Source organism: Microbacterium sp. NPDC055455 (genome assembly GCF_053619935.1).
Map to the genome: position 1 here is coordinate 90,087 of NZ_JBSHLB010000006.1, position 25,013 is coordinate 115,099.

At 71.7% G+C, this 25,013-nt stretch carries 25 protein-coding genes; 15 read left to right on the forward strand and 10 right to left on the reverse strand.

Going from position 1 to position 25,013, the window contains the following annotated elements; translation table 11 throughout:
* Positions 1-11: 11 nt before the first annotated feature.
* From hpaD to ACWGUG_RS15270, 4 genes are read right to left on the reverse strand one after another with little or no spacing between them, the layout of a single operon-like run.
* Entirely contained in the window at positions 12-1,172 is a 1,161-nt protein-coding gene (gene hpaD / locus ACWGUG_RS15255) for a 3,4-dihydroxyphenylacetate 2,3-dioxygenase (RefSeq protein ID WP_452325184.1), read from the reverse strand.
* 1 nt (position 1,173) lies between these two features.
* Positions 1,174-2,694: a 5-carboxymethyl-2-hydroxymuconate semialdehyde dehydrogenase gene (hpaE, locus tag ACWGUG_RS15260; protein ID WP_336398353.1), complete on the reverse strand. Its 1,521-nt coding sequence runs from the start codon at positions 2,692-2,694 to the stop codon at positions 1,174-1,176.
* A gap of 55 nt (positions 2,695-2,749) precedes the next feature.
* Complete coding sequence (locus ACWGUG_RS15265; protein WP_336398354.1) at positions 2,750-3,451, reverse strand: GntR family transcriptional regulator; 702 nt, start codon at positions 3,449-3,451, stop codon at positions 2,750-2,752.
* Positions 3,448-4,947, reverse strand: a complete 1,500-nt coding sequence (locus tag ACWGUG_RS15270; RefSeq protein WP_336398355.1) for a fumarylacetoacetate hydrolase family protein — start codon at positions 4,945-4,947, stop codon at positions 3,448-3,450. The genes ACWGUG_RS15265 and ACWGUG_RS15270 overlap by 4 nt, the downstream gene beginning before the upstream one ends.
* Positions 4,948-5,070: 123 nt before the next feature.
* Here ACWGUG_RS15270 and ACWGUG_RS15275 point away from each other — a divergent pair, with 123 nt between their 5' ends.
* Complete coding sequence (locus ACWGUG_RS15275) at positions 5,071-6,453, forward strand: MFS transporter (protein ID WP_452325185.1); 1,383 nt, start codon at positions 5,071-5,073, stop codon at positions 6,451-6,453.
* Between the two features lie 66 nt (positions 6,454-6,519).
* Here ACWGUG_RS15275 and ACWGUG_RS15280 read toward each other — a convergent pair whose 3' ends face one another.
* A complete protein-coding gene (locus ACWGUG_RS15280; protein ID WP_452325186.1) occupies positions 6,520-7,134 on the reverse strand; it encodes a TetR/AcrR family transcriptional regulator in 615 nt (204 codons plus the stop codon).
* Between the two features lie 91 nt (positions 7,135-7,225).
* On the opposite strand from ACWGUG_RS15280, the gene ACWGUG_RS15285 reads away from it, so the two are divergent.
* The 10 genes from ACWGUG_RS15285 (at position 7,226) to ACWGUG_RS15330 (ending at position 16,220) form a co-directional block, all read left to right on the forward strand.
* A complete protein-coding gene (locus tag ACWGUG_RS15285; RefSeq protein ID WP_452325187.1) occupies positions 7,226-7,963 on the forward strand; it encodes an enoyl-CoA hydratase/isomerase family protein in 738 nt (245 codons plus the stop codon).
* Positions 7,960-8,820: a 3-hydroxyacyl-CoA dehydrogenase family protein gene (locus ACWGUG_RS15290; protein WP_452325188.1), complete on the forward strand. Its 861-nt coding sequence runs from the start codon at positions 7,960-7,962 to the stop codon at positions 8,818-8,820. Before ACWGUG_RS15285 ends, ACWGUG_RS15290 begins: the two co-directional genes overlap by 4 nt.
* Positions 8,817-10,943 carry a phenylacetic acid degradation bifunctional protein PaaZ gene (gene paaZ / locus ACWGUG_RS15295; protein WP_452325189.1) on the forward strand — a complete coding sequence of 709 codons (2,127 nt, stop codon included), beginning with the start codon at positions 8,817-8,819 and terminating at the stop codon, positions 10,941-10,943. Before ACWGUG_RS15290 ends, paaZ begins: the two co-directional genes overlap by 4 nt.
* Positions 10,944-10,978: 35 nt before the next feature.
* On the forward strand, positions 10,979-11,392 hold the full coding sequence (gene paaI, locus ACWGUG_RS15300; protein WP_336398609.1) for a hydroxyphenylacetyl-CoA thioesterase PaaI: 414 nt from the start codon (positions 10,979-10,981) through the stop codon (positions 11,390-11,392).
* A 94-nt stretch (positions 11,393-11,486) separates the two neighbouring features.
* Entirely contained in the window at positions 11,487-12,452 is a 966-nt protein-coding gene (gene paaA, locus ACWGUG_RS15305) for a 1,2-phenylacetyl-CoA epoxidase subunit PaaA (RefSeq protein WP_336398361.1), read from the forward strand.
* Positions 12,452-12,757, forward strand: coding sequence for a 1,2-phenylacetyl-CoA epoxidase subunit PaaB (paaB, locus tag ACWGUG_RS15310; RefSeq protein ID WP_378882800.1), 306 nt, complete (start codon positions 12,452-12,454; stop codon positions 12,755-12,757). Before paaA ends, paaB begins: the two co-directional genes overlap by 1 nt.
* Complete coding sequence (gene paaC, locus ACWGUG_RS15315; protein WP_336398362.1) at positions 12,754-13,605, forward strand: 1,2-phenylacetyl-CoA epoxidase subunit PaaC; 852 nt, start codon at positions 12,754-12,756, stop codon at positions 13,603-13,605. Before paaB ends, paaC begins: the two co-directional genes overlap by 4 nt.
* Positions 13,606-13,730: 125 nt before the next feature.
* A complete protein-coding gene (paaD, locus tag ACWGUG_RS15320; protein ID WP_378882803.1) occupies positions 13,731-14,252 on the forward strand; it encodes a 1,2-phenylacetyl-CoA epoxidase subunit PaaD in 522 nt (173 codons plus the stop codon).
* Positions 14,252-15,448 (forward strand): 1,2-phenylacetyl-CoA epoxidase subunit PaaE, encoded by a 1,197-nt coding sequence (gene paaE / locus ACWGUG_RS15325; protein ID WP_452325190.1) that lies wholly within the window; start codon positions 14,252-14,254, stop codon positions 15,446-15,448. The genes paaD and paaE overlap by 1 nt, the downstream gene beginning before the upstream one ends.
* A gap of 10 nt (positions 15,449-15,458) precedes the next feature.
* Positions 15,459-16,220, forward strand: coding sequence for an enoyl-CoA hydratase/isomerase family protein (locus ACWGUG_RS15330; RefSeq protein WP_336398364.1), 762 nt, complete (start codon positions 15,459-15,461; stop codon positions 16,218-16,220).
* 14 nt (positions 16,221-16,234) lie between these two features.
* Here ACWGUG_RS15330 and ACWGUG_RS15335 read toward each other — a convergent pair whose 3' ends face one another.
* A complete protein-coding gene (locus tag ACWGUG_RS15335) occupies positions 16,235-17,887 on the reverse strand; it encodes a thiamine pyrophosphate-binding protein (protein WP_378882332.1) in 1,653 nt (550 codons plus the stop codon).
* Positions 17,888-18,025: 138 nt separating this feature from the next.
* Here ACWGUG_RS15335 and ACWGUG_RS15340 point away from each other — a divergent pair, with 138 nt between their 5' ends.
* Positions 18,026-18,334, forward strand: a complete 309-nt coding sequence (locus tag ACWGUG_RS15340) for a hypothetical protein (RefSeq protein WP_452325191.1) — start codon at positions 18,026-18,028, stop codon at positions 18,332-18,334.
* 15 nt (positions 18,335-18,349) lie between these two features.
* Here the strand turns inward: ACWGUG_RS15340 and ACWGUG_RS15345 are convergent, their stop codons facing one another.
* Complete coding sequence (locus ACWGUG_RS15345; RefSeq protein WP_452325192.1) at positions 18,350-19,063, reverse strand: IclR family transcriptional regulator; 714 nt, start codon at positions 19,061-19,063, stop codon at positions 18,350-18,352.
* A gap of 130 nt (positions 19,064-19,193) precedes the next feature.
* On the opposite strand from ACWGUG_RS15345, the gene ACWGUG_RS15350 reads away from it, so the two are divergent.
* The 3 genes from ACWGUG_RS15350 to ACWGUG_RS15360 all read left to right on the forward strand — a co-directional run bounded on the left by ACWGUG_RS15350 (position 19,194) and on the right by ACWGUG_RS15360 (position 23,149).
* A complete protein-coding gene (locus ACWGUG_RS15350; RefSeq protein ID WP_452325193.1) occupies positions 19,194-21,107 on the forward strand; it encodes an FAD-binding monooxygenase in 1,914 nt (637 codons plus the stop codon).
* A 157-nt stretch (positions 21,108-21,264) separates the two neighbouring features.
* On the forward strand, positions 21,265-22,734 hold the full coding sequence (locus ACWGUG_RS15355; protein WP_336398612.1) for an NAD-dependent succinate-semialdehyde dehydrogenase: 1,470 nt from the start codon (positions 21,265-21,267) through the stop codon (positions 22,732-22,734).
* A 145-nt stretch (positions 22,735-22,879) separates the two neighbouring features.
* Positions 22,880-23,149 carry a hypothetical protein gene (locus ACWGUG_RS15360; protein WP_336398369.1) on the forward strand — a complete coding sequence of 90 codons (270 nt, stop codon included), beginning with the start codon at positions 22,880-22,882 and terminating at the stop codon, positions 23,147-23,149.
* Between the two features lies 1 nt (position 23,150).
* On the opposite strand, the gene ACWGUG_RS15365 is transcribed toward ACWGUG_RS15360, so the two are convergent.
* The 3 genes from ACWGUG_RS15365 to ACWGUG_RS15375 all read right to left on the reverse strand — a co-directional run bounded on the left by ACWGUG_RS15365 (position 23,151) and on the right by ACWGUG_RS15375 (position 24,931).
* Positions 23,151-24,089 carry an SDR family oxidoreductase gene (locus tag ACWGUG_RS15365; protein WP_452325194.1) on the reverse strand — a complete coding sequence of 313 codons (939 nt, stop codon included), beginning with the start codon at positions 24,087-24,089 and terminating at the stop codon, positions 23,151-23,153.
* Positions 24,090-24,189: 100 nt separating this feature from the next.
* Positions 24,190-24,444 carry a helix-turn-helix domain-containing protein gene (locus ACWGUG_RS15370; protein WP_452325195.1) on the reverse strand — a complete coding sequence of 85 codons (255 nt, stop codon included), beginning with the start codon at positions 24,442-24,444 and terminating at the stop codon, positions 24,190-24,192.
* A gap of 1 nt (position 24,445) precedes the next feature.
* Positions 24,446-24,931 (reverse strand): DUF2975 domain-containing protein, encoded by a 486-nt coding sequence (locus ACWGUG_RS15375; protein WP_336398372.1) that lies wholly within the window; start codon positions 24,929-24,931, stop codon positions 24,446-24,448.
* Positions 24,932-25,013 lie beyond the last annotated feature (82 nt).

The window sequence follows — 25,013 nt, forward strand, 5'->3', positions numbered from 1 at the left end:
CATCGGCGGGTCTAGAGCTGGTGGCCGAGCTTGTACTCGCCCTGCTTCCAGCTCGGCAGCTCCTCGGCCCGCTCGTCCGGGCGCGTGTACGAGAAGCCGTCCGCGCCGATCGTGACGGCCATCTCGGACGAGTCGGTGCGGGCGACGACCGGCTGCGGGTTGCCGTCGAGGTCGAGCACGAGCGAGGCCTCGGTGTACCAGGAGGGCACGACGGGGTTTCCCCACCAGTCGCGGCGCTGGTTGTCGTGCACGTCCCACGTGACGACGGGGTTGTCGGGGTCGCCGGTGTAGTAGTCCTGCGTGTAGATCTCGACGCGGTGCCCGTCGGGGTCGCGCAGGTAGAGGTAGAACGCGTTGGACACGCCGTGCCGCCCCGGCCCGCGCTCGATCGCATCGGAGCGGCGGAGAGCGCCGAGCTTGTCGCAGATCGCGAGGATGTTGTGCTTCTCGTGCGTGGCGAACGCCACGTGGTGCATGCGCGGGCCGTCGCCGCCGGTCATGGCGGTGTCGTGCACGGTGGGCTTGCGGCGCATCCATGCGGCGTAGACGGTGCCCTCCTCGTCCTGGATGTCCTCGGTGACGCGGAAGCCCAGCGACTGCATGAAGTTCACCGCGCGGGGCACGTCGGGGGTCACCTGGTTGAAGTGGTCCAGGCGCACCAGCTCGCCGGGGGTGTGCAGGTCGTAGCGCCACGACAGGCGCTCCACGTGCTCGGTGGCGTAGAAGAACTCGTACGGGAAGCCGAGCGGGTCGGTCACCCGCACCGCGTCGCCGATGCCCTTGACGAAGCCGTCCGGGCGGCGCTCGACACGGCAGCCGAGCTCCTCGTAGAAGGCGACGGCGCGGTCGAGGTCCTCGGGGGTGCGCACGCGGTACGAGAATGCGGCGACAGCGGCCACCGGCCCCTGGCGCAGCACGAGGTTGTGGTGGATGAACTCCTCCGTCGAGCGGAGGTAGATCGCCTCGTCGTCCTCCTCGGTGACGTACAGACCCAGCACGTCGACGTAGAACGTGCGGGAGGCGGCGAGGTCGGTGACCACGAGCTCCATGTACGCGCAGCGCAGGATGTCGGGCGCCGGAACGGAGGGGGTGGGGATCGGGTCGTCCGAGAGGATCGGCGCCTCCTGGCTCACGAAGAAGCCGGAGGAGGTCAGGGTCTTGTCGTGGGTCATATCAGGCTCCCTTGCCGAAGGTGGGGTTGTGGGCGGGGCCGAGCGTGATGTGCACGGCCTGCTGGTCGGTGTAGAAGTCGATCGAGCGGTAGCCGCCCTCGTGACCGAGGCCCGACGCCTTGACGCCGCCGAACGGGGTGCGCAGGTCCCGCACGTTGTTCGAGTTCAGCCACACCATGCCGGCCTCGATCGCCTGCGAGAAGTTGTGCGCACGCTTCAGATCGTTCGTCCACACGTACGCGGCGAGGCCGTAGCGCACGCCGTTGGCGAGCTCGAGCGCCTCTTCGTCGGTGTCGAAGGGCGTGATCGCGACGACCGGGCCGAAGATCTCCTCCTGGAAGATCCGCGCGTCGGGGGCGACGTCGGCGAAGACGGTCGGGCGCACGAAGTTGCCCCCGTCGAACCCGTCGGGGCGGCCGCCGCCGGCGACGAGGCGCGCCTCGCCCTTGCCGATCTCGATGTAGCCCATCACCTTGTCGTAGTGCTCGGGGTGCACGAGCGCGCCGACCTCGGTGGCGGGATCGTGCGGGTAGCCGACCACGACGCGCTCGGCCTGGGCCGCGTAGCGCTCGACGAACTCGTCGTACACCGATCGCTCGACGAGGATGCGCGAGCCGGCGGTGCAGCGCTCGCCGTTCAGTGAGAAGACCCCGAAGATCGTCGCGTCGATCGCGGCCTCCAGGTCGGCGTCGGCGAAGACGACGGCCGGGCTCTTGCCTCCGAGCTCCATCGACAGGCCCTTGAGGAACGGTGCGGCGTTGCCGAAGATGATCTGCCCCGTGCGGCTCTCGCCGGTGAAGGAGATGAGCGGCACATCCGGATGCTTCACCAGCGCGTCGCCCGCGTCCTCGCCGAGCCCGTTGACGAGGTTGAACACACCCTGCGGGAGCCCCGCCTCCTCGAAGATGCCGGCCCACAGCGATGCCGACAGCGGGGTGAACTCGGCGGGCTTGAGCACCACGGTGTTGCCGGTGGCCAGGGCGGGGCCGAGCTTCCACGACTCGAGCATGAACGGCGTGTTCCACGGGGTGATGAGCCCGGCGACGCCGATCGGCTTGCGGTTGACGTAGTTCATCTGGCGGCCCGGCACCTTGTAGGCGTCGTCGGCCTGCGCGACGATCAGGTCGGCGAAGAACCGGAAGTTCTCGGCCGCGCGGCGGGCCTGACCGAGCGCCTGCGTGATCGGCAGGCCCGAGTCGAACGACTCGAGTTCGGCCAGGCGGGCGTCGCGGGACTCCACGATGTCGGCGATGCGGTGCAGCACGCGCGAGCGCTCGCGCGGCAGCATCCGCGGCCAGGGTCCTTCGGTGAAGGCGCGCCGCGCGGCGGCGACCGCCCGGTCGATGTCCGCCTTCTTGCCGGCGGCCGCCTGGACATAGGTTTCGTTGGTGACGGGGTCGAGCACGTCGAACGTGTCGCCGTCCAGCGAGTCGACGAACGCGCCGTCGATGTAGTGCTGGATGCGGTCCGGCAGGCCCTCGGGCACGTGCCGCGTCGCGAGAACGGTCTGGGTGTCGGTCATTTCGCTCCTTCGTCGGAGATTCGTGACGGGTGCGGGTCGGGCAGCCGTCGAGGTGTCAGAACGCGGGGAGGCCGAGCGCCTCGTCGGGGTGCTCGTGGATCATGTACGCGTCGAGGGTGGCGGCGCGGTGGCGGCGGGCGGCCTTCTCGATCTCGCCGAGCGGGGCGCCGACCTCGATGAGCCGGACGATGTTCTCGTGCTCGTGCACCGACTCCTGCGCGCGCCCGGGCACGAAGCTGAACGTCGAGTCGCGCAGGTGGCCGAGGCGCGCCCACTCCGCGTTGACGAGCTCGAGCATGCGGGGGTTGGCGCACTTGGAGTACAGCGCCGAGTGGAACTCGTGGTTCAGCGACGTGAAGGCCCGCGGGTCGAAGTGGTTGAGCGTCTCGATCATCAGCTCGTTGATGCGGCGTGCGGCGCGGAGGTCGTCGGCGGTGAGCCGGCGCGCGGCGAGGGCGGTGGCGGTGCCCTCGAGGATCGACAGCGCCTGCATGCTGTGCCGGTACTGCGAGTCGTCGACCATCGACACCCGGGCGCCCACGTTGCGCTCGAATGTAACCAGGCCCTCCGCCTCCAGCTGGCGGATCGCCTCGCGCACCGGCACGACGCTCATGTCGAGGTCGCCCGCGATCGAGCCGAGCACGAGGCGGTAGCCGGGGGTGAACTCCTGCCGCGCGATGCGCTCCTTGATCCAGTGGTAGGCGATCTGCGACTTGCTCCGGCTCGGCGTGTCGACGCCGGTCTCGACCTCGGTCATCGCTCCCGTCCCTTCTGCGCGTCGTACCGCTCGCGCCACTGCGCGTTCATCGGGAAGAGGCCGTCGACGGGATGCCCCTCCGCGACGCGTTCGGCGATCCAGGCGTCCTCCACCTCCTGCGCGAGGGCCGCGTCCGCGACCTCCTCGACGATCCCGGGCGGGATGACGATGACGCCGTCGGCGTCGCCGACGATCACATCGCCGGGCTGCACCGTGGCGCCGCCGCACGCGATGGTGAGGTCGTGGTCCCACGGGACGTGCCTGCGGCCGAGCACGGCCGGGTGGGCGCCGGAGGTGTACACCGGGATGCCGACGGCCGCGACGGCTGCGGCATCGCGCACCCCGCCGTCGGTGACGATGCCGGCGGCGCCACGGGCGTGGGCGCGGATGGCGAGGATGTCGCCGAGCGTGCCGGAGCCGGCTTCGCCGCGCGCCTCGATGACGACGACCTCGCCCTCGCCGACGGCGTCGAACGCGCGCTTCTGCGCGTTGTAGCCGCCGCCGTGCGAGGCGAACAGGTCCTCGCGGTTGGGTACGAAGCGCAGCGTCCGGGCGGTGCCGACGAGCTTGGCCCCCGGGTGCAGCGGCACGACGCCGTCGATGTGCACGTTGTCCAGGCCGCGCTTGCGCAGCTGCGCCGAGAGGCCGGCGACCGGCACGGCGTCGAGCTTCGCCCGCAGCGCGTCGCTGAGCACGGGTGCGGCGGAGGCTTCGGGCTCCTCGGGCGGAAGCCCGGCCGCCTCGCGGGAGCCCCACGCCTCGGAGCGCTGCAGGTCGTCGGCGGCGGGGAGCGACCCGAGCGCGCCGTCGAAGCCGACGGTGCCCTGCACGACCGTCGTGACCAGGCGTCCCGAGGTGGGGCCGCCGGGGACGTCGACCTCGACCTCGACGACGTCGCCGGGGACGGCGACCGAGGAGCCGGCCGGCGTGCCGGTGAGGATGACGTCGCCGCGCTCGAGGGTGAAGTGCTGAGAGAGGTCGGCGACGAGCTGGGGGAGCGCGAAGATCATGCCGGCGGCGGTGTCGTCCTGCACCGGCGTGCCGTTGAGCCACGTGCGCACCCGCAGGTCGCGAGGCTCGATGGTGCGCGCGTCGATGAGGGAGGGGCCGATCGGCGTGTAGCCGTCGCCGCCCTTCGACCGCACATTCGAGCCCTTGTCGTTGGCGCGCAGGTCGTAGAGCCCGAAGTCGTCGGCCGCCGTGACCCAGCCGACGTGGTTCCACGCGTCTTCGAGGGAGACCCGTCGTGCGGGCTCGCCGATCACGAGGGCGATCTCGCCCTCGAACGCCAGCAGCTCGGTGCCCGCCGGCCGCTCGATCGTGCCGCCGGAGGCGGCGACCGAGCTCGAGGGCTTGAAGAAGTACGACGGATGCTGCGGCCGACGCCCGCGCTGGTCGGCGCGAGACGCGTAGCTGAGGTGGATCGCGACGATCTTGCCGGGGCGCGAGGGCAGCGCCGCGAATCGCGGGTCTGCGGCGTCGGGGGTGTCTGCCATGAGCTTCCTCACTCGGTGGGCTGTTGCGTCGTATCCGAAATCGTATATGATCATCCCGCATCCGGCAAGCGTCCCGAATCGTTCGCCGGTGACGACGACGTCAGCCCCGACACAGGAGTCAGAATGAGCTCATCGAAAGCCCCGCAGGGGTTCACCCCCACCGGCACCATCGCCACTTCGGCCGATCGGCGCCGGGTCGTCTTCGCCACGGTCGTCGGCACGACCGTCGAGTGGTACGACTTCTTCATCTACGCGTTCGCGGCCGGCCTCGTCTTCGCCGAGCTGTTCTTCGCCCCCGCCGGTGAGGGGTTCGCCCAGATCCTCTCGTTCATCACGGTCGGCATCAGCTTCCTGTTCCGCCCGCTCGGCGCGTTCCTGGCCGGGCACTTCGGCGACAAGTACGGCCGCAAGGTCGTGCTGATGTGGACGCTGATCCTCATGGGCGCCGCCACGACCCTCGTCGGTCTGCTGCCGACGTATGCCGCGATCGGCATCGCCGCACCGATCCTGCTCATCCTGCTGCGCGTGCTGCAGGGCGTCTCGGCCGGCGGCGAGTGGGGCGGCGCGGTGCTGATGGCCGTCGAGCACGCGCCCAAGGCGCGCCGCGGCATCTTCGGGGCCTCGCCGCAGGTCGGCGTGCCCATCGGCCTGCTGCTGGCCTCGGGCGTCATGGCCCTGGTCGCGATCCCCGGCGACGAGTGGTTCAAGGAGTGGGGATGGCGCATCCCGTTCCTGCTGAGCGTCGTGCTGATCCTCGTCGGCTACTACGTCCGCCGTCGCGTCGAGGAGAGCCCGGTCTTCGCCGAGCTCGCCGAGCGCAAGGAGGAGGCGCGCATGCCGATCGTGCAGCTGTTCAAGAAGCACACGCTCCTGGTGATCATCGCCGCGCTCGTCTTCGCCGGCAACAACGCGGTCGGCTACATGACCACCGGCGGCTACATCCAGCGCTACGCCACCGACCCCGAGGGTCCGGTCGGCCTGGCCACCGCGCCGGTGCTGTGGGCGGTGACGGGATCGGCCGTGACGTGGCTGATCGCGACCTTCGTCGCCGGCTGGCTCAGCGACAAGATCGGCCGCCGCACGACGTACATCATCGGCTGGATCCTGCAGCTGGCGGGTGTCTTCCTCCTCTTCCCGCTGGTGAACACCGCCGACGTCGGCCTGCTGTTCTCGGGGCTCGCGTTCCTCACGATCGGCCTGGGCTTCACCTACGGTCCGCAGGCGGCGCTGTACAGCGAGCTGTTCCCCGCCTCGATCCGGTTCTCGGGCGTCTCGATCTCGTACGCGATCGGCGCGATCGTGGGTGGTGCGTTCGCCCCGACCATCGCGCAGGCTCTGGTGCAGACGACCGGCTCCACCGACGCCGTGACCTGGTATCTCGCCGGCATGACGCTCATCGGCCTCATCGCCACGCTCCTCCTCCGCGACCGCTCGGGCATCCCGCTCGGCCCCGACCACGAGGCCGAGCAGGCGAAGAGCCCGATCTACGGCCTGTCCCGGGCCTGACGCCTCGACGGCGGATGCCGCGACCCCGCCCCCTCACGGGCGGCGGGTCGCGGCATCCGTCGTCCGTCAGCGCGTGCGCATGCCGTCGAGGGCGACCGCCACGACGTCGTGCGCCAACTGGTCGCGGCCCGTGGGACCGCCGGGTCGGTACCACTCGACGATCGAGTTGACCATGCCGAACACGAGGCGGGTCGCGACGGCGCCGTCGACGTCGGCGCGGACCTGACCGGCCCGCTGCGCCTCGCTCACCAGCGCGGCCACGCGGTGGTCGAAAGCGCGACGGCGCTCCAGCGCGGAGCGCTCGACGGCGCTGTTGCCGCGCACGCGCAGCAGCAGCGTGACGTACGGCAGCTTGTCGACCAGCACCCGCACGGCGCCGCGCAGCACGGTCGCCAGGCGCTCGGCCGGGTCGCCGATCGCGGCGGAGGGATCGTCGAGCACGCCCTCCAGGCCGTCGAGCGCCTCGTCGAGGGCCAGCGCGAGCAGCTGCTCCTTGGAGTCGAAGTGGTGGTAGAGCGCCGATTTCGTCAGGCCCAGCCGCTCGGCGAGGCCGGCGACCGAGGTGGCGTCGTACCCCTGCTCGTTGAACAGCGTCACGGCGACGGCGAGCACCTGGTCGCGGTCGTACCCAGGGCGCCCGCGCCGCACGGCGGCCTGCGCGGGCTCGGACGGCAGCGGCATGTGCCCCAGTCTGGCACGGGAAGGGGTATTACTGAACGATCGGTCACGTAATATGGAGGCGACCGCGACGGAGCGGATCGAGAGGATGCCGATGCCCGAGCCGCTGCAGCTCCAGCGCCGCACAGACCGCGTCATCGCCACGCTGTCGCGGCCCGAGGTGCGCAACGCCATCGACCAGGACATGATCGAGCGGCTGCACGAGCTGTGCCGTGAGCTCGAGAGCGAGCCCCGCACGCTGATCCTCATCGGCGCGGACGGCGTGTTCGCCTCCGGCGCCGACATCGCCCAGCTGCGCGAGCGGCGGGCCGCCGACGCGCGCAAGGGCATCAACACCCGGGCGTTCCAGCGGATCCGCAACCTGCCCATGCCCGTCATCGCCGCCGTCGACGGATACGCCCTCGGCGGCGGCGCCGAGCTCGCCTACGCCGCCGACATCCGCATCGGCACGCCGCGTCTGCAGATCGGCAACCCCGAGACCGGCCTCGGCATCATCGCCGCCGCGGGGGCGACGTGGCGGCTGCCGCAGCTGGTCGGCGAGGCCCGCGCCGCCGAGATGCTGCTGACCGGACGGATCCTGGATGCCGAGACCGCCGTCGCGTGGGGCCTCGTGTCGTCGCTGTACGAGCCGGACGAGCTCCTCGCCGCCGCGAACACGCTCGCCGACCGCATCGCCCGCAACGATGCGCTGGCCACGAGGCACACCAAGACCGCGCTGCTCGCGCCGCCCGCGGCGCACCCGGAGGTGGAGCTGGAGCTGCAGGCCCAGCTCTTCGAGAGCCCCGAGAAGGACCGGCGCATGGCCGCCTTCCTCGAGAGGCGCACGCGATGAGCGCGGGCGTCCCCGCGCGCGTCGGCGTCATCGGCGGAGGCCGCATGGGGGCCGGCATCGCACACGCCTTCGCGCTGGCCGGCGCCGCGGTGACCGTCGTCGAGCGGGACGCGGATGCCGCGGCCGCGGCATCCGCTCGCCTCCTCGAGAGCCTGCGGCGCAGCGTCGAGCGCGATGCGACCGAGCGCCGGTTCGAGGCGCTCGCGGCCGCGGTGGAGACGACGGCGGATGCCGCCGCCCTCGGCGGCTGCGGCCTCGTCGTCGAGGCCGTCCCCGAGGAGCGTGGGCTCAAGCTCGAGGCGCTCCGGCGGGCCGAGGGGACCCTCGGGCCTGAGGCGGCGCTGGCGACCAACACGTCATCGATCTCGATCGACGACCTGGCGTCCGGGCTGGAGCGTCCGGAGCGGTTCCTGGGCCTGCACTTCTTCAACCCCGTGCCGGCCTCGCAGCTGGTCGAGGTCGTCACGGGCTCGGCGACCGGCCCGGGCCTGGTCGACGACGCGCGCGGCTGGGTCGAGGCGCTCGGCAAGGCGGCCGTGGTCGTACGCGACAGCCCGGGCTTCGCGTCGAGCCGGCTGGGGGTGGCGCTGGGGCTCGAGGCGATCCGCATGCTCGAGGAGGGCGTCGCATCGGCGGCCGACATCGACGCGGCGATGGAGCTCGGGTACCGGCATCCGCTCGGCCCGCTGCGCACGACCGACCTCGTCGGCCTCGACGTGCGGCTCGGCATCGCCGAGGAGCTGCACGCGAAGCTCGGCGACCGCTTCGCGCCCCCCGACCTGCTGCGACGGCTCGTCGCCGACGGACATCTCGGCCGCAAGACCGGCCGCGGCTTCTACGAATGGAGTGACCAGTGATCGACGATCGGACCGAGGTCGGCATCCTCCCCAGCTACCTCCAGGATCGGTGGTGGGCTCCCGAGCCCGGCGCCGAGGCGGCCGAGGTGCTCGACGCGTCGACGGGCGAGGTCGTGACCCGCGTGAGCACCGCCGGCATCGACCTCGCGGGCGCGATCGCCTGCGCGCGCACGACGGGGCAGGCGAGCCTCGGTGCGCTGACGTTCCACCAGCGGGCGCTGCTGCTCAAGGAGTTCGCCATCGCGCTCACCGCGCGCAAGGACGAGCTGTACGAGCTCTCCAAGCGCGCCGGCGCGACGGTGCGCGACTCCCTCAGCGACGTCGACGGCGGCATCGGCGTGCTCTTCACGTACTCGTCGAAGGGGCGTCGCGAGCTGCCGAACGCGCAGGTGTACCTCGACGGCCCGGCCGAGCCGCTCTCCAAGGACGGATCGTTCCTCGGCCGCCACGTCTACACGCGCCTTCCCGGCGTCACCGTGCAGATCAACGCCTTCAACTTCCCGATGTGGGGGGCGCTGGAGAAGTTCGCGCCGGCGTTCCTCGCGGGCGTCCCGACGATCGTGAAGCCCGCGACCCCCACGGCGTACGTGGCCGAGGCCTGGGTGCGCATCCTCGTCGAGACGGGGAGGCTCCCGGCAGGATCGCTGCAGCTGGTGAGCGGCGGCGTGCCCGGTCTTTTCGACCATCTCGGACTCGGAGACCTCGTCGGCTTCACCGGAAGCGCCTCGACCGCCGAGCGGCTGCGGGCCCAGGCGGCCCCGGGCGTGCGGTTCACCAGCGAGACCGACTCCATCAACGCCTCGGTGCTCGGCCCCGACGCGGTGCCGGGCACGCCGGAGTTCGACGCGTACGTCACGCAGCTCACGGTCGAGCTCACCACGAAGGCCGGGCAGAAGTGCACAGCCATCCGCCGCGCGATCGTGCCCGTCGCGTCCGTCGAGCCGCTCGTGGCGGCGCTGCGGGCGAAGATCGTCGAGCGCGTGGTCGTCGGCGATCCGCGCGCCGACGGCGTCACGATGGGGCCCGTCGTCTCGCGCGCCCAGCGCGAGGAGGTGCTCCGGGCGGTCGGCGAGCTGCAGGCGGCGGGCGGCCGGCTGCTGATCGGAACGACGGATGCCCCCGACGTCACGCACGCGGACGGCTCGACCGGACCCGCGCCCGACGGCGCGTTCGTCGCGCCGATCGTGGTCGGCTTCGACGGCGACCCGGCGTCGCTGCCGGACGCCGTGCACGAGGTCGAGGCGTTCGGGCCCGTCGCGAGCATCCTGGCGTACCGCACGGTCGACGAGGCCGCCGACCTCGTGGAGCGCGGCGGCGGGTCGCTCGTGACCAGCGTCGCCACCTCCGCCCCCGCGGTCGCCGCGACGCTGCTCGCCCGCACCGCGGCCTACAACGGGCGCCTGCTGTTCCTCGACCGCGACGACGCCCGCTCGTCGACCGGCCACGGCGCACCCGTGCCGCACCTCGTCCACGGCGGACCCGGCCGCGCCGGCGGGGGAGAGGAGCTCGGCGGCATCCGCGCCGTCCTGCACCACATGCAGCGCACCGCCGTGCAGGGATCGCCGCAGATGCTCACGGCCCTGACCGGCGTGTGGCACCAGGGTGCGGCATCCCGCTCCGACCGCCACCCGTTCCGCAAGTCGCTCGCCGAGCTCGCCGTCGGCGACCAGGTGGCCTCGCCCACGCGCCCGGTCACGCTCGACGACATCGAGACGTTCGCGAACTTCACCGGCGACCTCTTCTACGCGCACATGGACGAGGCGGCCGCCGCCGCCAACCCGTTCTTCCCGGGGCGGGTCGCGCACGGCTACCTGCTCGTCTCGTGGGCCGCGGGCCTGTTCGTCGACCCCGAGCCGGGCCCGGTGCTCGCCAACTACGGGCTCGAGAACCTCCGCTTCATGACCCCGGTGTCGCCGGGCGACGAGATCCGCGTCGTGCTCACGGCGAAGCAGATCACGCCGCGCGAGACCGACGCGTACGGCGAGGTGCGGTGGGATGCCGTGATCCTCAACCAGGACGACGAGATCGTGGCGACCTACGACGTGCTCACCCTCGTCGCGAAGACGGCGGAGGCGACGGATGCCCTCCCGTCCGGCTCTCCCGCCGCCCAGGTACCGGTGTGACCGACCCGGCCGAGCACTTCGCGGGGCAGCGGCCCATGCTCCGGCGCGACCGGGCGTCGGCGGCGCTCGGCATGGTCGTCGAGCGCGACGAGCCGGGGGAGGCGGTGGTGTCGATGCGGGTGCGCGACGACATGACCAACGGCTTCGCGATCACCCACGGCGGGATGGTGTTCGCGCTCGCCGACACCGCGTTCGCGATGGCGTGCAACGGTGCGGATCCGGGCTCCGCGGGCGACCCCGCCGTCACGGTGGCGGCCGGGGCCGACATCTCGTTCCTCAAGGCGACGCGCGCGGGGCAGACGCTCACCGCACACGCGCGCCGCGTGGCGGTGACCGGCCGCAGCGGGCTCTACGACGTGACGGTCGCCGACGAGACGGGCGACGTCGTGGCGGAGTTCCGCGGGCGCTCCTTCACCACGCGCCGGGCCGGCCCCGAGGAGTCGGTGTGAGGTCGTGGCGAGGCATCCGTCGCCGTACTACACTTTTACTGAACGAACGGTCTGTAATCCTTTCGACAGGCTCAGGAACCGAACGGAGTCGACGATGACGACCGATGCGACGTCCGCCGAGACCGCCGAGCAGGCGGCCTTCGACGCGATCATCGAAGCCGACTCGCGCATCGAGCCGCGCGACTGGATGCCGGCTGCGTACCGGAAGACGCTGATCCGCCAGATCTCGCAGCACGCGCACTCCGAGATCATCGGCATGCAGCCGGAGGGCAACTGGATCACCCGGGCGCCGAGCCTCAAGCGCAAGGCCATCCTGATGGCCAAGGTGCAGGACGAGGCGGGCCACGGCCTGTACCTCTACTCCGCCGCGCAGACCCTCGGCATCACCCGCGACGAGATGACCGAGCAGCTCATCGAAGGCCGCGCGAAGTACTCGTCGATCTTCAACTACCCGACACCCACGTGGGCCGACATGGGCGCGATCGGCTGGCTCGTGGACGGCGCGGCGATCTGCAACCAGGTGCCGCTGTGCCGCGCCTCGTACGGCCCCTACGGCCGGGCGATGGTGCGCATCTGCAAGGAGGAGTCGTTCCACCAGCGCCAGGGCTTCGAGATCCTGCTGACGCTGATGCAGGGCACCGAGGCGCAGCGGACGATGGCGCAGGATGCCGTCGACCGCTGGTACTGGCCGTCGCTGATGATGTTCGGGCCGCCCGACGACGCCTCGCCCAACTCGGCGCAGTCGATGGCGTGGAACATCAAGCGGTTCTCCAACGACGAGCTGCGGCAGCGGTTCATCGGGATGCTGGTGCCGCAGGCCGAGGTGCTCGGGGTCACGCTCCCCGACCCCGAACTGCGCTGGGACGACGAGGCCGGACGCTGGCACACCAGCGAGATCGACTGGAGCGAGCTGCAGGAGGTGATCGCCGGTCGCGGCGCGATGAACGCCGAGCGCATCCGCAACCGACGCAACGCCCACGAGGAGGGCGCGTGGGTGCGCGAGGCCGCCGCCGAGTACGCCCGCAAGCAGGCGCTCGACGCGCAGAAGGCGGTGGCATGATGCCGACCCCCGGATTCTCCGACCGCGAATCGTGGCCGCTGTGGGAGGTGTTCGTCCGCGCCGGCCGCGGCCTGTCGCACGTGCACGCCGGGTCGCTCCACGCGCCCGATGCGGACTTCGCGCTGCGCAATGCGCGGGACCTCTACACCCGGCGCGGCGAGGGCACGTCGATCTGGGTCGTGCCCGCCGACGCCATCACGACCAGCGACCCCGCCTCCAAGGGCGCGTTCTTCGAGAGCCCCGCCGGCAAGAACTACCGGCACGCGACCTACTACACGGCCTCGGAGGGGGTGCCGCACCTGTGACCCTCCGACACGCCCAGGCACCGGATCTCGGCGGCGACGCTCACGGCGACGTCACCGTCGAGCGGATCGCGCTCTCGGCCGAGCTCGCCGGCGGCGAAGGCCGCGCGCCGTCGGCCGACGTCGCGGAGTACGCGCTGTGGCTCGGCGACGACGCGCTGATCCTGTCGCAGCAGCTCGGCGCCTGGATCGCGCGGGCGCCCGAGCTCGAAGAGGACGTCGCGCTGGCGAACATCGCACTCGACCTCCTGGGCCACGCGCGGTCGCTGCTGCACTACGCCGGCTCGTTCGACGGACGCACCGAGGACGACCTGGCCTACTGGCGCGACGAGCCGGAGTTCCGGTGCGCCTGGCTCTTCCAGCAGCCCAACGGCGACTTCGCGCAGACGATCGCGCGCCAGCTGGTGGCATCCGTGTACCTCTTCGAGCTGTACACCGCGCTGCAGGGATCGTCCGACGAGACCCTCGCGGCCATCGCCGGCAAGGCGGTCAAGGAGGTCGAGTACCACCGCGACCACGCCGTGCAGTGGACGCTGCGCCTGGCCGGCGGCACCGACGAGTCGCGGCGGCGCATCGTGCGCGCCGTCGGCGACGTGTGGCCGTACGTCGGCGAGCTGTTCCGCGACGAGCCGCTCATCGACCGGCTCGGCGACGTCGCGGTGCGCCCGTCGGCGCTGCAGGCGGGGTTCGACGCCGTCATCGCGGCGGTCTTCGCGGAAGCGGAGATCGAGGTCCCGGCCGGCCCGGTGTCTTCGGCCGGCGGACGCCGCGGGGCCCACTTCTCGACGCTGGGGTACCTGCTCGCCGAGATGCAGGTGCTCGCGCGAGCGCATCCGGGGGCGACATGGTGACCGGGGCGGTTCCCTCGCTGGCAGCTTCCGCCGGCCGCTCTGTGCCGATTGCAGGATCGGGCGGCTCGGCGGCGGGCACGCCCGCGGATTCCCGCGGGCGCGCGTCGGCGCGGGACGAGACGCTCCTGCGAACGGTACGTGTCGAGGCTGCGACCGGAGACGGGGTACCAGAACGCACCCGCGCCTGGGCGGTGGCGGCCTCCGTCCTCGACCCGGAGGTGCCGGTCCTCACCATCGAGGATCTCGGCGTCCTGCGTGACGTCGTGGTCGAGGGCGGCCGCGTCACGGTCACCATCACCCCCACCTACTCGGGCTGCCCCGCCATGGACGCGATCCGCGACGACGTCGTGCTCGCGCTGACCGCGGCCGGGTTCGAGCACGTCGACGTGCGGCTCGTGCTGGCGCCCGCGTGGACGACGGACTGGATGACGGATGCCGGCAAGCGCAAGCTCGTCGACTACGGCATCGCCCCGCCCACCGGCCGGGCGGCGGTGCGCGGCCCGATCCCGGTGCGGCTGTCGGTGCGGTGCCCGCGGTGCGGGTCGCTCGACACCCGCGAAGTAGCCCGGTTCGGGTCGACCGCGTGCAAAGCGCTCTACGAGTGCCGCGCATGCCTCGAGCCCTTCGACCACTTCAAGGCGCACTGATGCGGCCCGACGACCTCGCCGACGCCGAGCGCCGGCGCATCGCCGAGACGCTGCTGACGACCGCGGTGGGTGGTCCCCGCGGCGCGAAGCACCGCGCGCGGTTCCACACGCTCCGCGTCGCCGCGGTGCGGCCGCTGACGGATGCCGCCGTCGAGGTGACCTTCGCCATCCCCGAGGAGGCGCGCGGCGACTTCGACTACCTCGCCGGTCAGCACGTCGCGCTGCGGAAGGTGATCGACGGGCACGAGCTGCGCCGGTCGTACTCGCTGTGCCGGGCGGCGGACTCGGGCGGCGGGGGCGACGGCCCCCGCACGATCAGTGTCGCGATCAAGCGCGATTCGGGCGGCCTGTTCTCGACGTGGGCGCAGACCGAGCTGCGGGTGGGCGACCGGATCGACGTCATGAGCCCGCAGGGCACGTTCACCTCGAAGCTGGCCGACCTGGACGACGCGCACGTCGCCGGTATCGCGGCGGGGTCCGGCATCACGCCGCTGATGGCGCTCGCCGCGACGGTGCTCGCGCGCTCCGCCACCTCGCGGTTCACCCTGGTCTACACGAACCGCTCGAGCCTCGATGTGATGTTCCTCGACGAGCTCTCCGACCTCAAGGACCGCTACCCGACGCGCCTCGCGCTGCACCACGTGCTCTCGCGCGAGCAGCGCACGGCGCCGCTGCTGTCGGGGCGCATCGACGAGCCGCGCCTGCGGCGCATCCTCGGCGACCTCGTGCTGCCCGACACCGTCGACGAGTGGTTCCTCTGCGGGCCGTTCGAGCTGGTGCAGCTGTGCCGCGACACGCTCGCCGACATCGGCGTCGACCCGGCGCACGTGCGCTACGAGCTGTTCACCACCGGCGAGGGCGAGCGGGCCGAGCCGGCCGCGGGTCGACCCGTCGCCGTGGCCGCGGACGAGCCGGTGCGACGCATCGAATTCACGCTGGACGGGCAGTCGCAGGCCGTCGACAGCCCGGTCTCGGCGCGCGAGTCGATCCTCAACGCCGCGCTGCGCGTGCGCCCCGACGTGCCCTTCGCCTGCGCGGGCGGCGTGTGCGGCACCTGTCGTGCCCGGCTGCTGGAGGGCTCCGTCACGATGACCGAGAACTACGCGCTCGAGCCCGACGAGCTCGAGCGCGGCTACGTGCTCACCTGCCAATCCCACCCGACGACCGACACCGTGGTCGTCGACTACGACGTCTGAGGAGGAACGCATGATCGAACTGTCCATCACCGGCGACGTGGCCGACGTCGTCCTCAACGCGCCGGAGAAGCTCAACGCCCTCTCGCTGCGGGCGCTGGGGGAGATGGATGCCGCCTATCGCAGTGCCGAAGAGGCCGGCGTCCGGGCGCTCGTGCTGCGGGCCGAGGGCCGCGCGTTCTGCGCGGGCCGCGACATCGCCGGCGTCGACCCCCTGACCGACGACGTGCCCCAGTACCTCGCGGGCGTGGAGACGCTCATGCGGAGGATCGCCGCGTTCCCCGCGCCGACCTTCGCGGCCGTCCACGGCGCATGCCTCGGGGTGGGGCTCGGCCTCGCGATCGCGACCGACGTCGTCTACGTCGCCGACGACGCCAAGATCGGCTCGCCGTTCGCGAGCCTCGGCGCGATGCTGGACTCCGGCGGCCACGCCCTGCTCTACGAGCGGCTCGGCGCCCACCGGGCGCTCGACCTCATCTACACCGGCGAGCTCATGACCGGCGCGGAAGCCGTCGCAGCGGGCCTGTTCAGCCGGGCGATGCCCGTCGAGGACGTGTTCGACTTCACCCAGCAGCGTGCCACGGTCGCGGCATCCGGACCGACGGCGGCATTCGTCGCCTCCAAGCGCCTGATCGCCCGGCTGCGCGGGGAGCGGCTGTGGGATGCCGTCGCCGAGGAGGCGCGCGCCCAGGAGGCGCTGCGCACCACCGCCGACTACCGCGAGGGCTTCGCCGCGTTCCAGCAGAAGCGCCGCCCCGACTTCAAGGGGGAGTAGCCCGGCTCGGCCCGTCAGGAGTTCACGCGGATGATCTCGCGCTGATACGGCGCGACGACCGCGCCCGAGATGCGGCAGTCCAGGACCAGGAAGCGGCGGGATGCCTCGGGCTCGGCCGCCCAGGTCGCGAGACGGTCCAGATCCTCGAGCGTCCGCACGACGACGCCCTCGGCGCCCACGCCCGCGGCGAGGGCTGCGAAGTCGACCTCGGGGATGAGCATCGGCTCCTTCGCGAGCCCCTTCAGGCCGTACAGGTTCACCTCGGCGCCGTAGGCGGCGTCGTTCCAGACGACGGCCAGTCCTCGACCGCGTGCGACCCGCACGGCGCTCTCGAGATCGGCGAGCGCCATGAGTCCGCCGCCGTCGCCGGTCGTCAGCACGACCGTCGCCGAGGGCTTCGCGAGCGCCGCGCCCGGCACGGACGGCCAGCCCAGCCCGATCGACTGGAATGCCGTGCCGACCATGCTCATGCGGTCGGGGGAGGCGACCGGCCAGTACATGTTCGCCCAGCCAATGAAGTGCCCGCCGTCCGACACGACCACGCGGTCGTCGGGCAGCAGTTCGCCGATGCGCGCCGCCACCGAGCGGGGGTCCAGGCGTCCGTCGGGGGCGGCGCGGTCGCCCGGCTCGTAGGTGCGCAGCGCCGCCACGTCGATCGACTCGCGCCAGCCGCTCGGCGCCGCGCCTCGCGCGCGCAGGCCTTCCGCGACGGCACGCGCCACGACGGCGGCGTCCCCGCGCACGAAGCCGCCGACGTGCGGGTGGGTCGCCGCGCCCGTCACGTCCACCTGGAAGACCCGGGTCCCCGGCGCGAACAGGTCGCCGAAGCGCATCGTGAACTGGTTGAGGGATGCCCCGAAGACGACGGCCACATCGGCCGTGCGCACGAGCTCCATGGCCCCCTCGGCTCCGAAGCCGCCGGTCACGCCCAAGTCGAACTCGCCGCGCGGGAACACGCCCCGCCCGAGCGCGGTGGAGGCCGTCACGGCGCCGACCGCGTCGGCGATGTCGCCGAGCGCCTCCCCGGCGCGGGAGATCCAGGCTCCCCGGCCGGCGAGCAGGAAGGGACGCGCCGCCGACGCCAGTGCATCCACGATGCCCTCGACCGCGCCCTCGGCGAACGGCCCGGCGGGCACCAGCGGTCCGGGAAGCCGGGGCTCCGGAGCCTCCGGCACCGGCCCGGCGTCGCGCGCCGCGACGTCGTAGGGGATCGCCAGCACCGTCGGCACCCGGTAGGTGAGGGCGTGCTCGATGGCGATGACGGTCGTGGCCGCGGCATCCGCCCGCCCCACGGTGTAGGTGCGGGCGCCGACCGCCGACGCGAGCGCGATCTGGTCCACGTCCCACGGGCGCGGTCCCGACGTGGGCTCGTCGCCCACGACGAGCACGAGTGGCACGTGCGCCTGCACGGCCTCGGCGAGAGCGGTGATCGTGTTGGTGAACCCCGCACCGTAGGTCGCGGTCGCCGCGGCCAGGCGTCCGGAGGCGCGGTGGTACGCGTCGGCGGCGACCACGCCGCCCGCCTCGTGGCGCACGGCCGTGAAGTGCACGTCGGTGGAGCGCTCGAGCGCGTCGAGGAAGTACGCGTTGCCGTTGCCCATCACCCCGAAGACGTGGTCGATGTGGCGGGCGAGGGTGAGCGCGACGTGCGCGGAGACGGTGGGCATGGCGGAGCCTTTCGAGACGGAACGGAGGATCAGGCCGTATGTGTCTCGCGCTTCGCGCTGCGTGCCCATTTTTCGAGCACCGGCGGGCTTCGGTGCCGCCGGACGAGTCGAGTATATGACTTCGGCCAAGATGGGTTCATGAAGACGATCCAGCTGCGCCGGTACACGCTCGTCGAAGGGGAGTACGACGCGTTCGTCGCGTGGTGGACCGAATGGATGCCGAGGGTCCGGCCCGCCGCCGGCTTCACGGTCGAGTTCGCCTACGGCCTGCCCGAGACGAACGAGTTCGTATGGGCCGTCAGCGCGCCCGGCGACGAGGACGCGTTCGCCGCCCTCGAGAAGGCGTACATGGCGTCCGAGGCGCGGGCCGAGGCGTTCGCGGGCGTCCCGCAGCGGGTCGCCGAGTACAACATCCGCTTCGTGTCGGACTTCCCGACGACGGCCTGACCCCCCCAGAACGGGTCAGCCGCCGAGCGCGTCCCTGATGGCGGAGGCCGAGCGCGACAGCCGCTGCGCGATGGCGTCGTCGCCGTGCGCGCTGGCCACGAACACCACGGCGATCGCCGCCGGTCCGCGCCCCCGCACGGCCAGGGGGACCGCGACCGCGCGCAGGCTCGGGATGACCTCGTCGTGGCTCGTCGCCCAGCCGCGGGCCGCGGCATCGCGGATCTCGCCGGCGAGGTCGTCGCCGACGCCGTCGGGCCACGATCGCTCGGGCACCAGCGACAGGATCGCCTTGCCGGGCGCGCCGCGGGTGACCGGATGCCGCGTGCCCGGCCGTTGCGCGACCGGGTTCACGGCGTGCCGCGGCTCGACGCTGGAGAGCGTGACGCACTCGTCGTGGTCGAGCACTGAGAGGAAGCAGGTCACGCCGAGGTCTCCGGCCACGGCGGTGAGCTCGGGGAGGGCCTCGGCCTGCAGGTCGTGCGCGACGCCCGCCGCGAGGGCGGCCATGCGCGCGCCGAGCTCGACGCGTCCCGCGGAGTCGCGCTCGATCAGGCCGTGGTCCTCGAGCGTCCGCAGCAGCCGGTAGGCGACCGAGCGGTGCACCTCGAGGCGGCGCGCGATCTCGTCGATCGTGAGAGGCCCGCGCGCGTCGGCGAGCACTTCGAGGATCCGGATGCCGCGACTCAGCGTCTGCGACGCCGGCGCCGGACTGCTGCGCGGAGGGGCCATGTGTGCTCGCAGTCTTGCCGCTGCGCGGCAGGTCGTATACGATCTGTTCAATAGTAGAACGATGTGTTCGAATATAGAACACATCACCCAGGCTCTCAAGCCCTCGACACCGTCGTCCGAGGAGGACACGATGCAGTTCCACCACCACGGCTACGTCTCGGGCGACCCCCGCGTGCAGGACGCCGCCGGCACCGGCATCGACCGCCCCGCCGAGCTGCCCGACGAGATGGACGTGCTCATCGTCGGCTCCGGGCCTGCGGGCATGCTGCTCGCCGCGCAGATGTCGCAGTTCCCCGGCGTCACCACGCGGATCATCGAACGGCGCGACGGTCGCCTCGTGCTGGGGCAGGCCGACGGCATCCAGCCCCGCAGCGTCGAGACCTTCCAGGCGTTCGGCTTCGCGGAGCCGATCATCGCCGAGGCGTACAACATCGCGTACATGAACTTCTGGGGTCCCGACCCCGAGAACCCCCGCGACATCGTGCGCACCGCCCGCACCGAGGACTACGCCTTCAAGATCAGCGAGTTCCCTCACCTGATCGTGAACCAGGCCCGGGTGCTCGACTACTTCGCCGACGCCGCCGCGAAGGGTCCCGGCCGCATCGTCCCCGACTACGGCATCGAGTTCGTCGGCCTGACCGTCCACGGCGAGGGCGAGCACCCCGTCGAGGTGCGCCTGCGCCACGTCGCGGGGGAGCGGGCCGGCGAGGAGCGCACGGTGCGCGCCAAGTACGTGGTCGGCTCCGACGGCGCCCGCAGCGGTGTGCGCGAGGCGATCGGGCGCAAGCACGTCGGCGAGTTCGCGGCCCACGCGTGGGGCGTCATGGATGTGCTCGTCAACACCGACTTCCCGGACTGGCGCACCAAGTGCGCGATCAACTCCAGTGCCGGCAACATCCTCCACATCCCCCGCGAGGGCGGCTACCTCAGCCGCATGTACATCGACCTGGGCGAAGTGGCAGCCGACGACGAGCACCGCGTGCGCCGGACGCCGATCGAAGAGATCATCCGCCGCGCGAACGAGATCCTCCACCCGTACACGATCGACGTGAAGCAGGTCGCGTGGCACAGCGTGTACGAGGTCGGCCACCGCGTGACCGACAAGTTCGACGACGTCGACGTCGACCAGGGGCACGCCCCGCGGGTCTTCCTCACCGGTGACGCGTGCCACACGCACAGCGCGAAGGCGGGCCAGGGCATGAACGTTTCGATGCAGGACGGCTTCAACCTCGGCTGGAAGCTGGGGCACGTCCTCACCGGGCTGAGTCCCGCCTCGCTGCTGGAGACCTACTCGGCCGAGCGGCAGCCGGTCGCGCAGCAGCTCATCGACTTCGACCGCGAGTGGTCCTCTCTCATGGCGCGCAAGCCGGAGGAGATTTCCGACCCGCAGGAGCTCGCGAACTACTACCTCGGCACCGCCGAGTTCCCATCGGGCTTCATGACGCAGTACGGCCCGTCGATGATCGTGACGGATGCCGCGCATCAGGCGCTGGCCGAGGGCTTCCCGCTGGGCAAGCGCTTCAAGTCCGCGGAGGTCGTGCGCGTGTGCGACGGCAACGCGGTGCACCTCGGCCACCACGCCAAGGCCGACGGGCGGTGGCGTGTGTACGCATTCGCCGACGCGCCGGCCGCGGGAGAGGCATCCGCCCTCTCCGCCTGGGCGGAGTTCATCGCCTCGCCGGACTCGCCCGTGCGTCGCTTCACCCCTGCGGGCGCCGACGTCGACGCGGTCTTCGACGTCAAGGTGATCTACCAGCAGCGCTACGAGGACGTCGACCTCGCGCGCGTGCCCGAGGCGTTCCTCCCCCAGACGGGACCGCTCGGGCTCACCGACTGGGAGAAGGTCTACGCCGCCGCGCCGAGCGCGTGGACGACCGACGACATCTTCGCCGAGCGCGGGTTGTCGCGCGACGGCGTCGTCGTCGTCGTGCGGCCCGACCAGTACGTCGCCGCGGTGCTGCCCCTGCAGGCGCACGACGAACTCGCCGCGTTCTTCGCGCAGTCCTTCCTGCCGCAGCAGGAGCCTGCGGTCCTGGTCGGCTGATCGCCTCCAGGCCGGCGAAACAACCATCCCCGGTGTACAGCGCGTACATCGGCCGCCCCGGCGGCGGCGGGCAGAATTGGCCCGGTAGACATCGAACGAGCGGATGCCGCGACGGGCGGCATCCGGAACCGACGAGGGAGTCCCCGTGAGCACGACGATCACCGAAACCCGTGAGTCCGAGCTGCTGGCGTCCGTGCCCGACGGGCTGTTCATCGGCGGGCGGTGGCGTGCGGCATCCGGCGACAGGACGCTGAAGGTCTACGACCCGTCCAACGGCGAAACGGTCAAGGAGATCGCCGACGCGTCGCCCGAGGACGGCAAGGCCGCGCTCGATGCGGCCGTCGAGGCGTTCCCCGGATGGGCGGCGACGCCGGCGCGGGAGCGGGCCGAGATCCTGCGTCGCGCGTTCGATCTGCTGCAGGAGCGCAAGGAGGACTTCGCCCTGCTGATGACGATCGAGATGGGCAAGCCGTTGGCCGAGGCGCGCGGCGAGGTCGCGTACGGCGGCGAGTTCCTGCGCTGGTTCAGCGAGGAGACCTCCCGCGTGCAGGGCCGCTACGGCGCGAACCCGGAGGGCACCGGCCGCATGATCGTGTCGCAGCATCCCGTCGGGCCGTGCTTCCTGATCACGCCGTGGAACTTCCCGCTCGCGATGGCGACCCGCAAGATCGCGCCGGCGCTCGCCGCCGGCTGCACCGTGGTGATCAAGCCCGCCGAGCTCACGCCGCTGACCACCCTCTACTTCGCGAAGCTGCTCGAAGACGCCGGCGTGCCCGCGGGGGTCGTGAACGTCTTCACCACCTCGACGTCCGGTGCGGTGTCGGAGCCGATCATCCGCGACCCGCGGCTGCGCAAGCTGTCGTTCACCGGGTCGACGCAGGTCGGTCAGCGCCTGCTCGAGCAGGCCGCGCAGGGCGTGCTGCGCACCTCGATGGAGCTCGGCGGCAACGCCCCCTTCGTCGTGTTCGACGACGCCGACCTCGACAAGGCGGTCGACGGGGCGATCGCGGCGAAGTTCCGCAACATCGGGCAGGCCTGCACCGCCGCCAACCGGTTCATCGTGCACCGCTCCGTCGCCGACGAGTTCGCCCGCCGGGTGACCGAGCGCGTCAACGGCTTCAAGGTCGGGCGCGGCACCGAGGAAGGCGTGACCATCGGCCCGCTCATCGACGACCGCGCGGTCGCGAAGGCGTCGCAGCTGGTGCAGGACGCCGTGAATCGCGGCGCGAAGGTCGCCACCGGCGGCAGCGAGGTCGAGGGGCCGGGCACGTTCTACGAGCCCACCGTCGTCACCGACGTGCAGCCCGGCTCGGACATCCTCCGCGAGGAGATCTTCGGACCGGTGCTCGCCATCGTCCCCTTCGACACCGAGGACGACGCGGTGCGTCTGGCCAACGACACCGAGTACGGCCTGGTCTCCTACGTCTTCACCGAGAGCCTCGCCCGCGGCCAGCGCATGATCGAGCGCCTCGAGACCGGCATGATGGGCCTGAACATGGGCGTCGTCTCCAACGCCGCCGCGCCGTTCGGCGGCTGGAAGATGTCGGGCCTGGGCCGCGAGGGCGGCGCCGAGGGCATCCACGAGTACCTGCAGACCAAGTACACGCTGACCCCGAACCCGTTTTGACGCGACACGGATCAATGTGAGCGCCAGCGAACGTTGATGCGTGGCGGGTCAAGATCGAGTAGCGAGGAACGAGCGTATCGAGATCCTCGCCCAGAGCGATCCGCGCCCTGCGGGGCGCGGATCGCCCGCACGGGATAATGGACGCATGACCTCCTCCGTCGAACGCCGCTCCAACCCGACGGCCTGGGCCGCGTTCTGGTTCGCGCTGGCCGGCCTCGTGCTCATGCCCATCCCGCTGTTCATCGGTCTGATCCTCGGCGGCGGCCTCTCCATCGTCGCCGCGGTGCTCGCCGTGATCGCGCTCCTCAAGGGCCTCGCACGCAACGGCAAGGGCATCGCACCGGTCGTGTTCGCCGCGATCTTCATCGCGCTCACGTGGGGCGGCATCTCGCTCGGCGGCGGCACGATCTGGTAGCTCACACCGGCACGCGCACGCCGGTGAGCTGTTCGGAGAGGTCCCAGATGCGTCGGCCGTCCTCCTCGCTCGCGAGGCGCGAGTACACCGGCTGCTCGGCGGGGAGTCCGCCCAGGTGGCGGAAGCCCTTCGGCCCGTACAGTCGGCCCCCGATCGCATCCGCGCTGGTCGCCGCGTAGACGGCGGAGAGCGCCGCCGAGGAGGGAGTGCCGACCAGGATGCCCAGGCGCGACAGCGTCCGGATCACCTTGACCGCCGTCGTGTCTTCGGGGCGACCCATGCCGGGCTGGGCCGAGAGCAGATTGGTGGGCGTGATGCCGGGGTGCGAGAGGTTGCTCCGGATGCCCCATACGGCCGCCTGCGAACGCCGATGCAGCTCCATCGCGAACAGTCCGAACGCGATCTTCGACGAGCTGTACGCCTTCATCGGGTCGTAGTGGCGGCTCCAGTTCGGGTCGTCCCAGTTCACCGTGCCCTGATCCGCGGCGATGCTCACCTGGCTCGTCATGTGGGCACGACCCTCGCGCAGAAGCGGCATCAGCCCGGCGATCAGGGTGAAGTGCCCGAGGTGGTTCGTCGCGAGCTGCAGCTCGAAGCCGTCGGCGGTGAGTCGACGCGTCGGCGGGTTCATGACGCCGGCATTCAGGATGAGGATGTCGATCGGCCGTCCGTCGCGGAGCAGGCCGTCGGCGAACGCCGACACCGAGTCGAGCGACGAGAGGTCGAGCGGGCGGACGTCGGTGGTGGCATCCGTCGTCCGCTCCCGGATGCGCCCGGCTGCCGCCTCTCCCTTCTGCCGGTTGCGGACGGGAAGGACGATGTCGGCGCCGGCGCGGGCAAGACGCGAGGCGATCTCGAATCCGACGCCGTCGCTCGCGCCGGTGACGACCGCCAGCTTTCCGGCGAGATCCGGGACGGAGATGTCGAGGGAGGTGGGCATGAGGTGGCTCCTGTTCGGTCGGTGACCTCCATGCTGGAGTCCTCGTCCCGACGGATTCAGGGCGCGCTTGTCCAGGGACTGCGGGTCCCTGGCTGCGAGATCAACCCGCGACGTCGGCCGAGCGACCGGCGGGGCTCGCCTGTGCCGGCGCCTCGGGCTCCCACCGGAGGAGGTCGCCGGGCTGGCATTCGAGCACCTCGCACAGGGCGTCGAGCGTGGTGAAGCGGACGGCCTTCGCCCTGCCGTTCTTGAGCACGGCCAGGTTCGCCGGTGTGATGCCGACCCGCTCGGCCAGGGTGCCCACCGACATCTTCCGTCGTGCGAGCATCACATCCACATCGATGACGATCGGCATGTCAGACCACCTCGTCCAGCTCGGAGCGCAGGGCCGTGGCCTCGGTCTCGCGGTCGATGGCCTGCCGCAGCAGCGTCTTCATGACCACGACGAGCAGGGCCATCCCGCCGAGCACGAGCGTCGCCCCGCAGATGAGCCCGACCACACCCGGCGCGGCCTCGCCGCTGGCGAGCAGGACGGCGATGGCGAACGTGATGACGGCCGCCGCCGCGATCGACCAGATGACCACGTCGACGTACCGGAAGGAGGACTCCGAGAACACCGACCCCTTGCGCACCTTCGTCAGCAGCTGCCAGACGCAGACGGCGAAGACCTGCATGGTCACGACGCCGAGCACGAGGAGCGTGACGAAGGTGATCCGGGGCACCGGGGGAGCGCCGTCGAGGTCCACCCAGACCGCCGGGACGATGAAGGTCTGCACGATGAGCGACCCGGCCAGTGCCAGCGCGATGACGACCTGCAGCACGAGAGTTGTCGACTTGGCCACGGCATCCGTCCTTTCTTCAGCTAACGACAGAAAACTATCGTTCCTCGATAGATATCGCAATACTGTCGATAGATTAGTGGGG

Excerpts from the sequence above, each read along its gene's own strand:
- hpaD (WP_452325184.1), bottom strand. The coding sequence starts at position 1,172 with ATGACCCACGACAAGACCCTGACCTCCTCCGGCTTCTTCGTGAGCCAG.
- hpaE (WP_336398353.1), bottom strand. The coding sequence starts at position 2,694 with ATGACCGACACCCAGACCGTTCTCGCGACGCGGCACGTGCCCGAGGGC.
- ACWGUG_RS15265 (WP_336398354.1), bottom strand. The coding sequence starts at position 3,451 with ATGACCGAGGTCGAGACCGGCGTCGACACGCCGAGCCGGAGCAAGTCG.
- ACWGUG_RS15270 (WP_336398355.1), bottom strand. The coding sequence starts at position 4,947 with ATGGCAGACACCCCCGACGCCGCAGACCCGCGATTCGCGGCGCTGCCC.
- ACWGUG_RS15275 (WP_452325185.1), top strand. The coding sequence starts at position 5,071 with ATGAGCTCATCGAAAGCCCCGCAGGGGTTCACCCCCACCGGCACCATC.
- ACWGUG_RS15280 (WP_452325186.1), bottom strand. The coding sequence starts at position 7,134 with ATGCCGCTGCCGTCCGAGCCCGCGCAGGCCGCCGTGCGGCGCGGGCGC.
- ACWGUG_RS15285 (WP_452325187.1), top strand. The coding sequence starts at position 7,226 with ATGCCCGAGCCGCTGCAGCTCCAGCGCCGCACAGACCGCGTCATCGCC.
- ACWGUG_RS15290 (WP_452325188.1), top strand. The coding sequence starts at position 7,960 with ATGAGCGCGGGCGTCCCCGCGCGCGTCGGCGTCATCGGCGGAGGCCGC.
- paaI (WP_336398609.1), top strand. The coding sequence starts at position 10,979 with ATGCTCCGGCGCGACCGGGCGTCGGCGGCGCTCGGCATGGTCGTCGAG.
- paaA (WP_336398361.1), top strand. The coding sequence starts at position 11,487 with ATGACGACCGATGCGACGTCCGCCGAGACCGCCGAGCAGGCGGCCTTC.
- paaB (WP_378882800.1), top strand. The coding sequence starts at position 12,452 with ATGCCGACCCCCGGATTCTCCGACCGCGAATCGTGGCCGCTGTGGGAG.
- paaE (WP_452325190.1), top strand. The coding sequence starts at position 14,252 with ATGCGGCCCGACGACCTCGCCGACGCCGAGCGCCGGCGCATCGCCGAG.
- ACWGUG_RS15330 (WP_336398364.1), top strand. The coding sequence starts at position 15,459 with ATGATCGAACTGTCCATCACCGGCGACGTGGCCGACGTCGTCCTCAAC.
- ACWGUG_RS15335 (WP_378882332.1), bottom strand. The coding sequence starts at position 17,887 with ATGCCCACCGTCTCCGCGCACGTCGCGCTCACCCTCGCCCGCCACATC.
- ACWGUG_RS15340 (WP_452325191.1), top strand. The coding sequence starts at position 18,026 with ATGAAGACGATCCAGCTGCGCCGGTACACGCTCGTCGAAGGGGAGTAC.
- ACWGUG_RS15345 (WP_452325192.1), bottom strand. The coding sequence starts at position 19,063 with ATGGCCCCTCCGCGCAGCAGTCCGGCGCCGGCGTCGCAGACGCTGAGT.
- ACWGUG_RS15350 (WP_452325193.1), top strand. The coding sequence starts at position 19,194 with ATGCAGTTCCACCACCACGGCTACGTCTCGGGCGACCCCCGCGTGCAG.
- ACWGUG_RS15360 (WP_336398369.1), top strand. The coding sequence starts at position 22,880 with ATGACCTCCTCCGTCGAACGCCGCTCCAACCCGACGGCCTGGGCCGCG.
- ACWGUG_RS15365 (WP_452325194.1), bottom strand. The coding sequence starts at position 24,089 with ATGCCCACCTCCCTCGACATCTCCGTCCCGGATCTCGCCGGAAAGCTG.
- ACWGUG_RS15370 (WP_452325195.1), bottom strand. The coding sequence starts at position 24,444 with ATGCCGATCGTCATCGATGTGGATGTGATGCTCGCACGACGGAAGATG.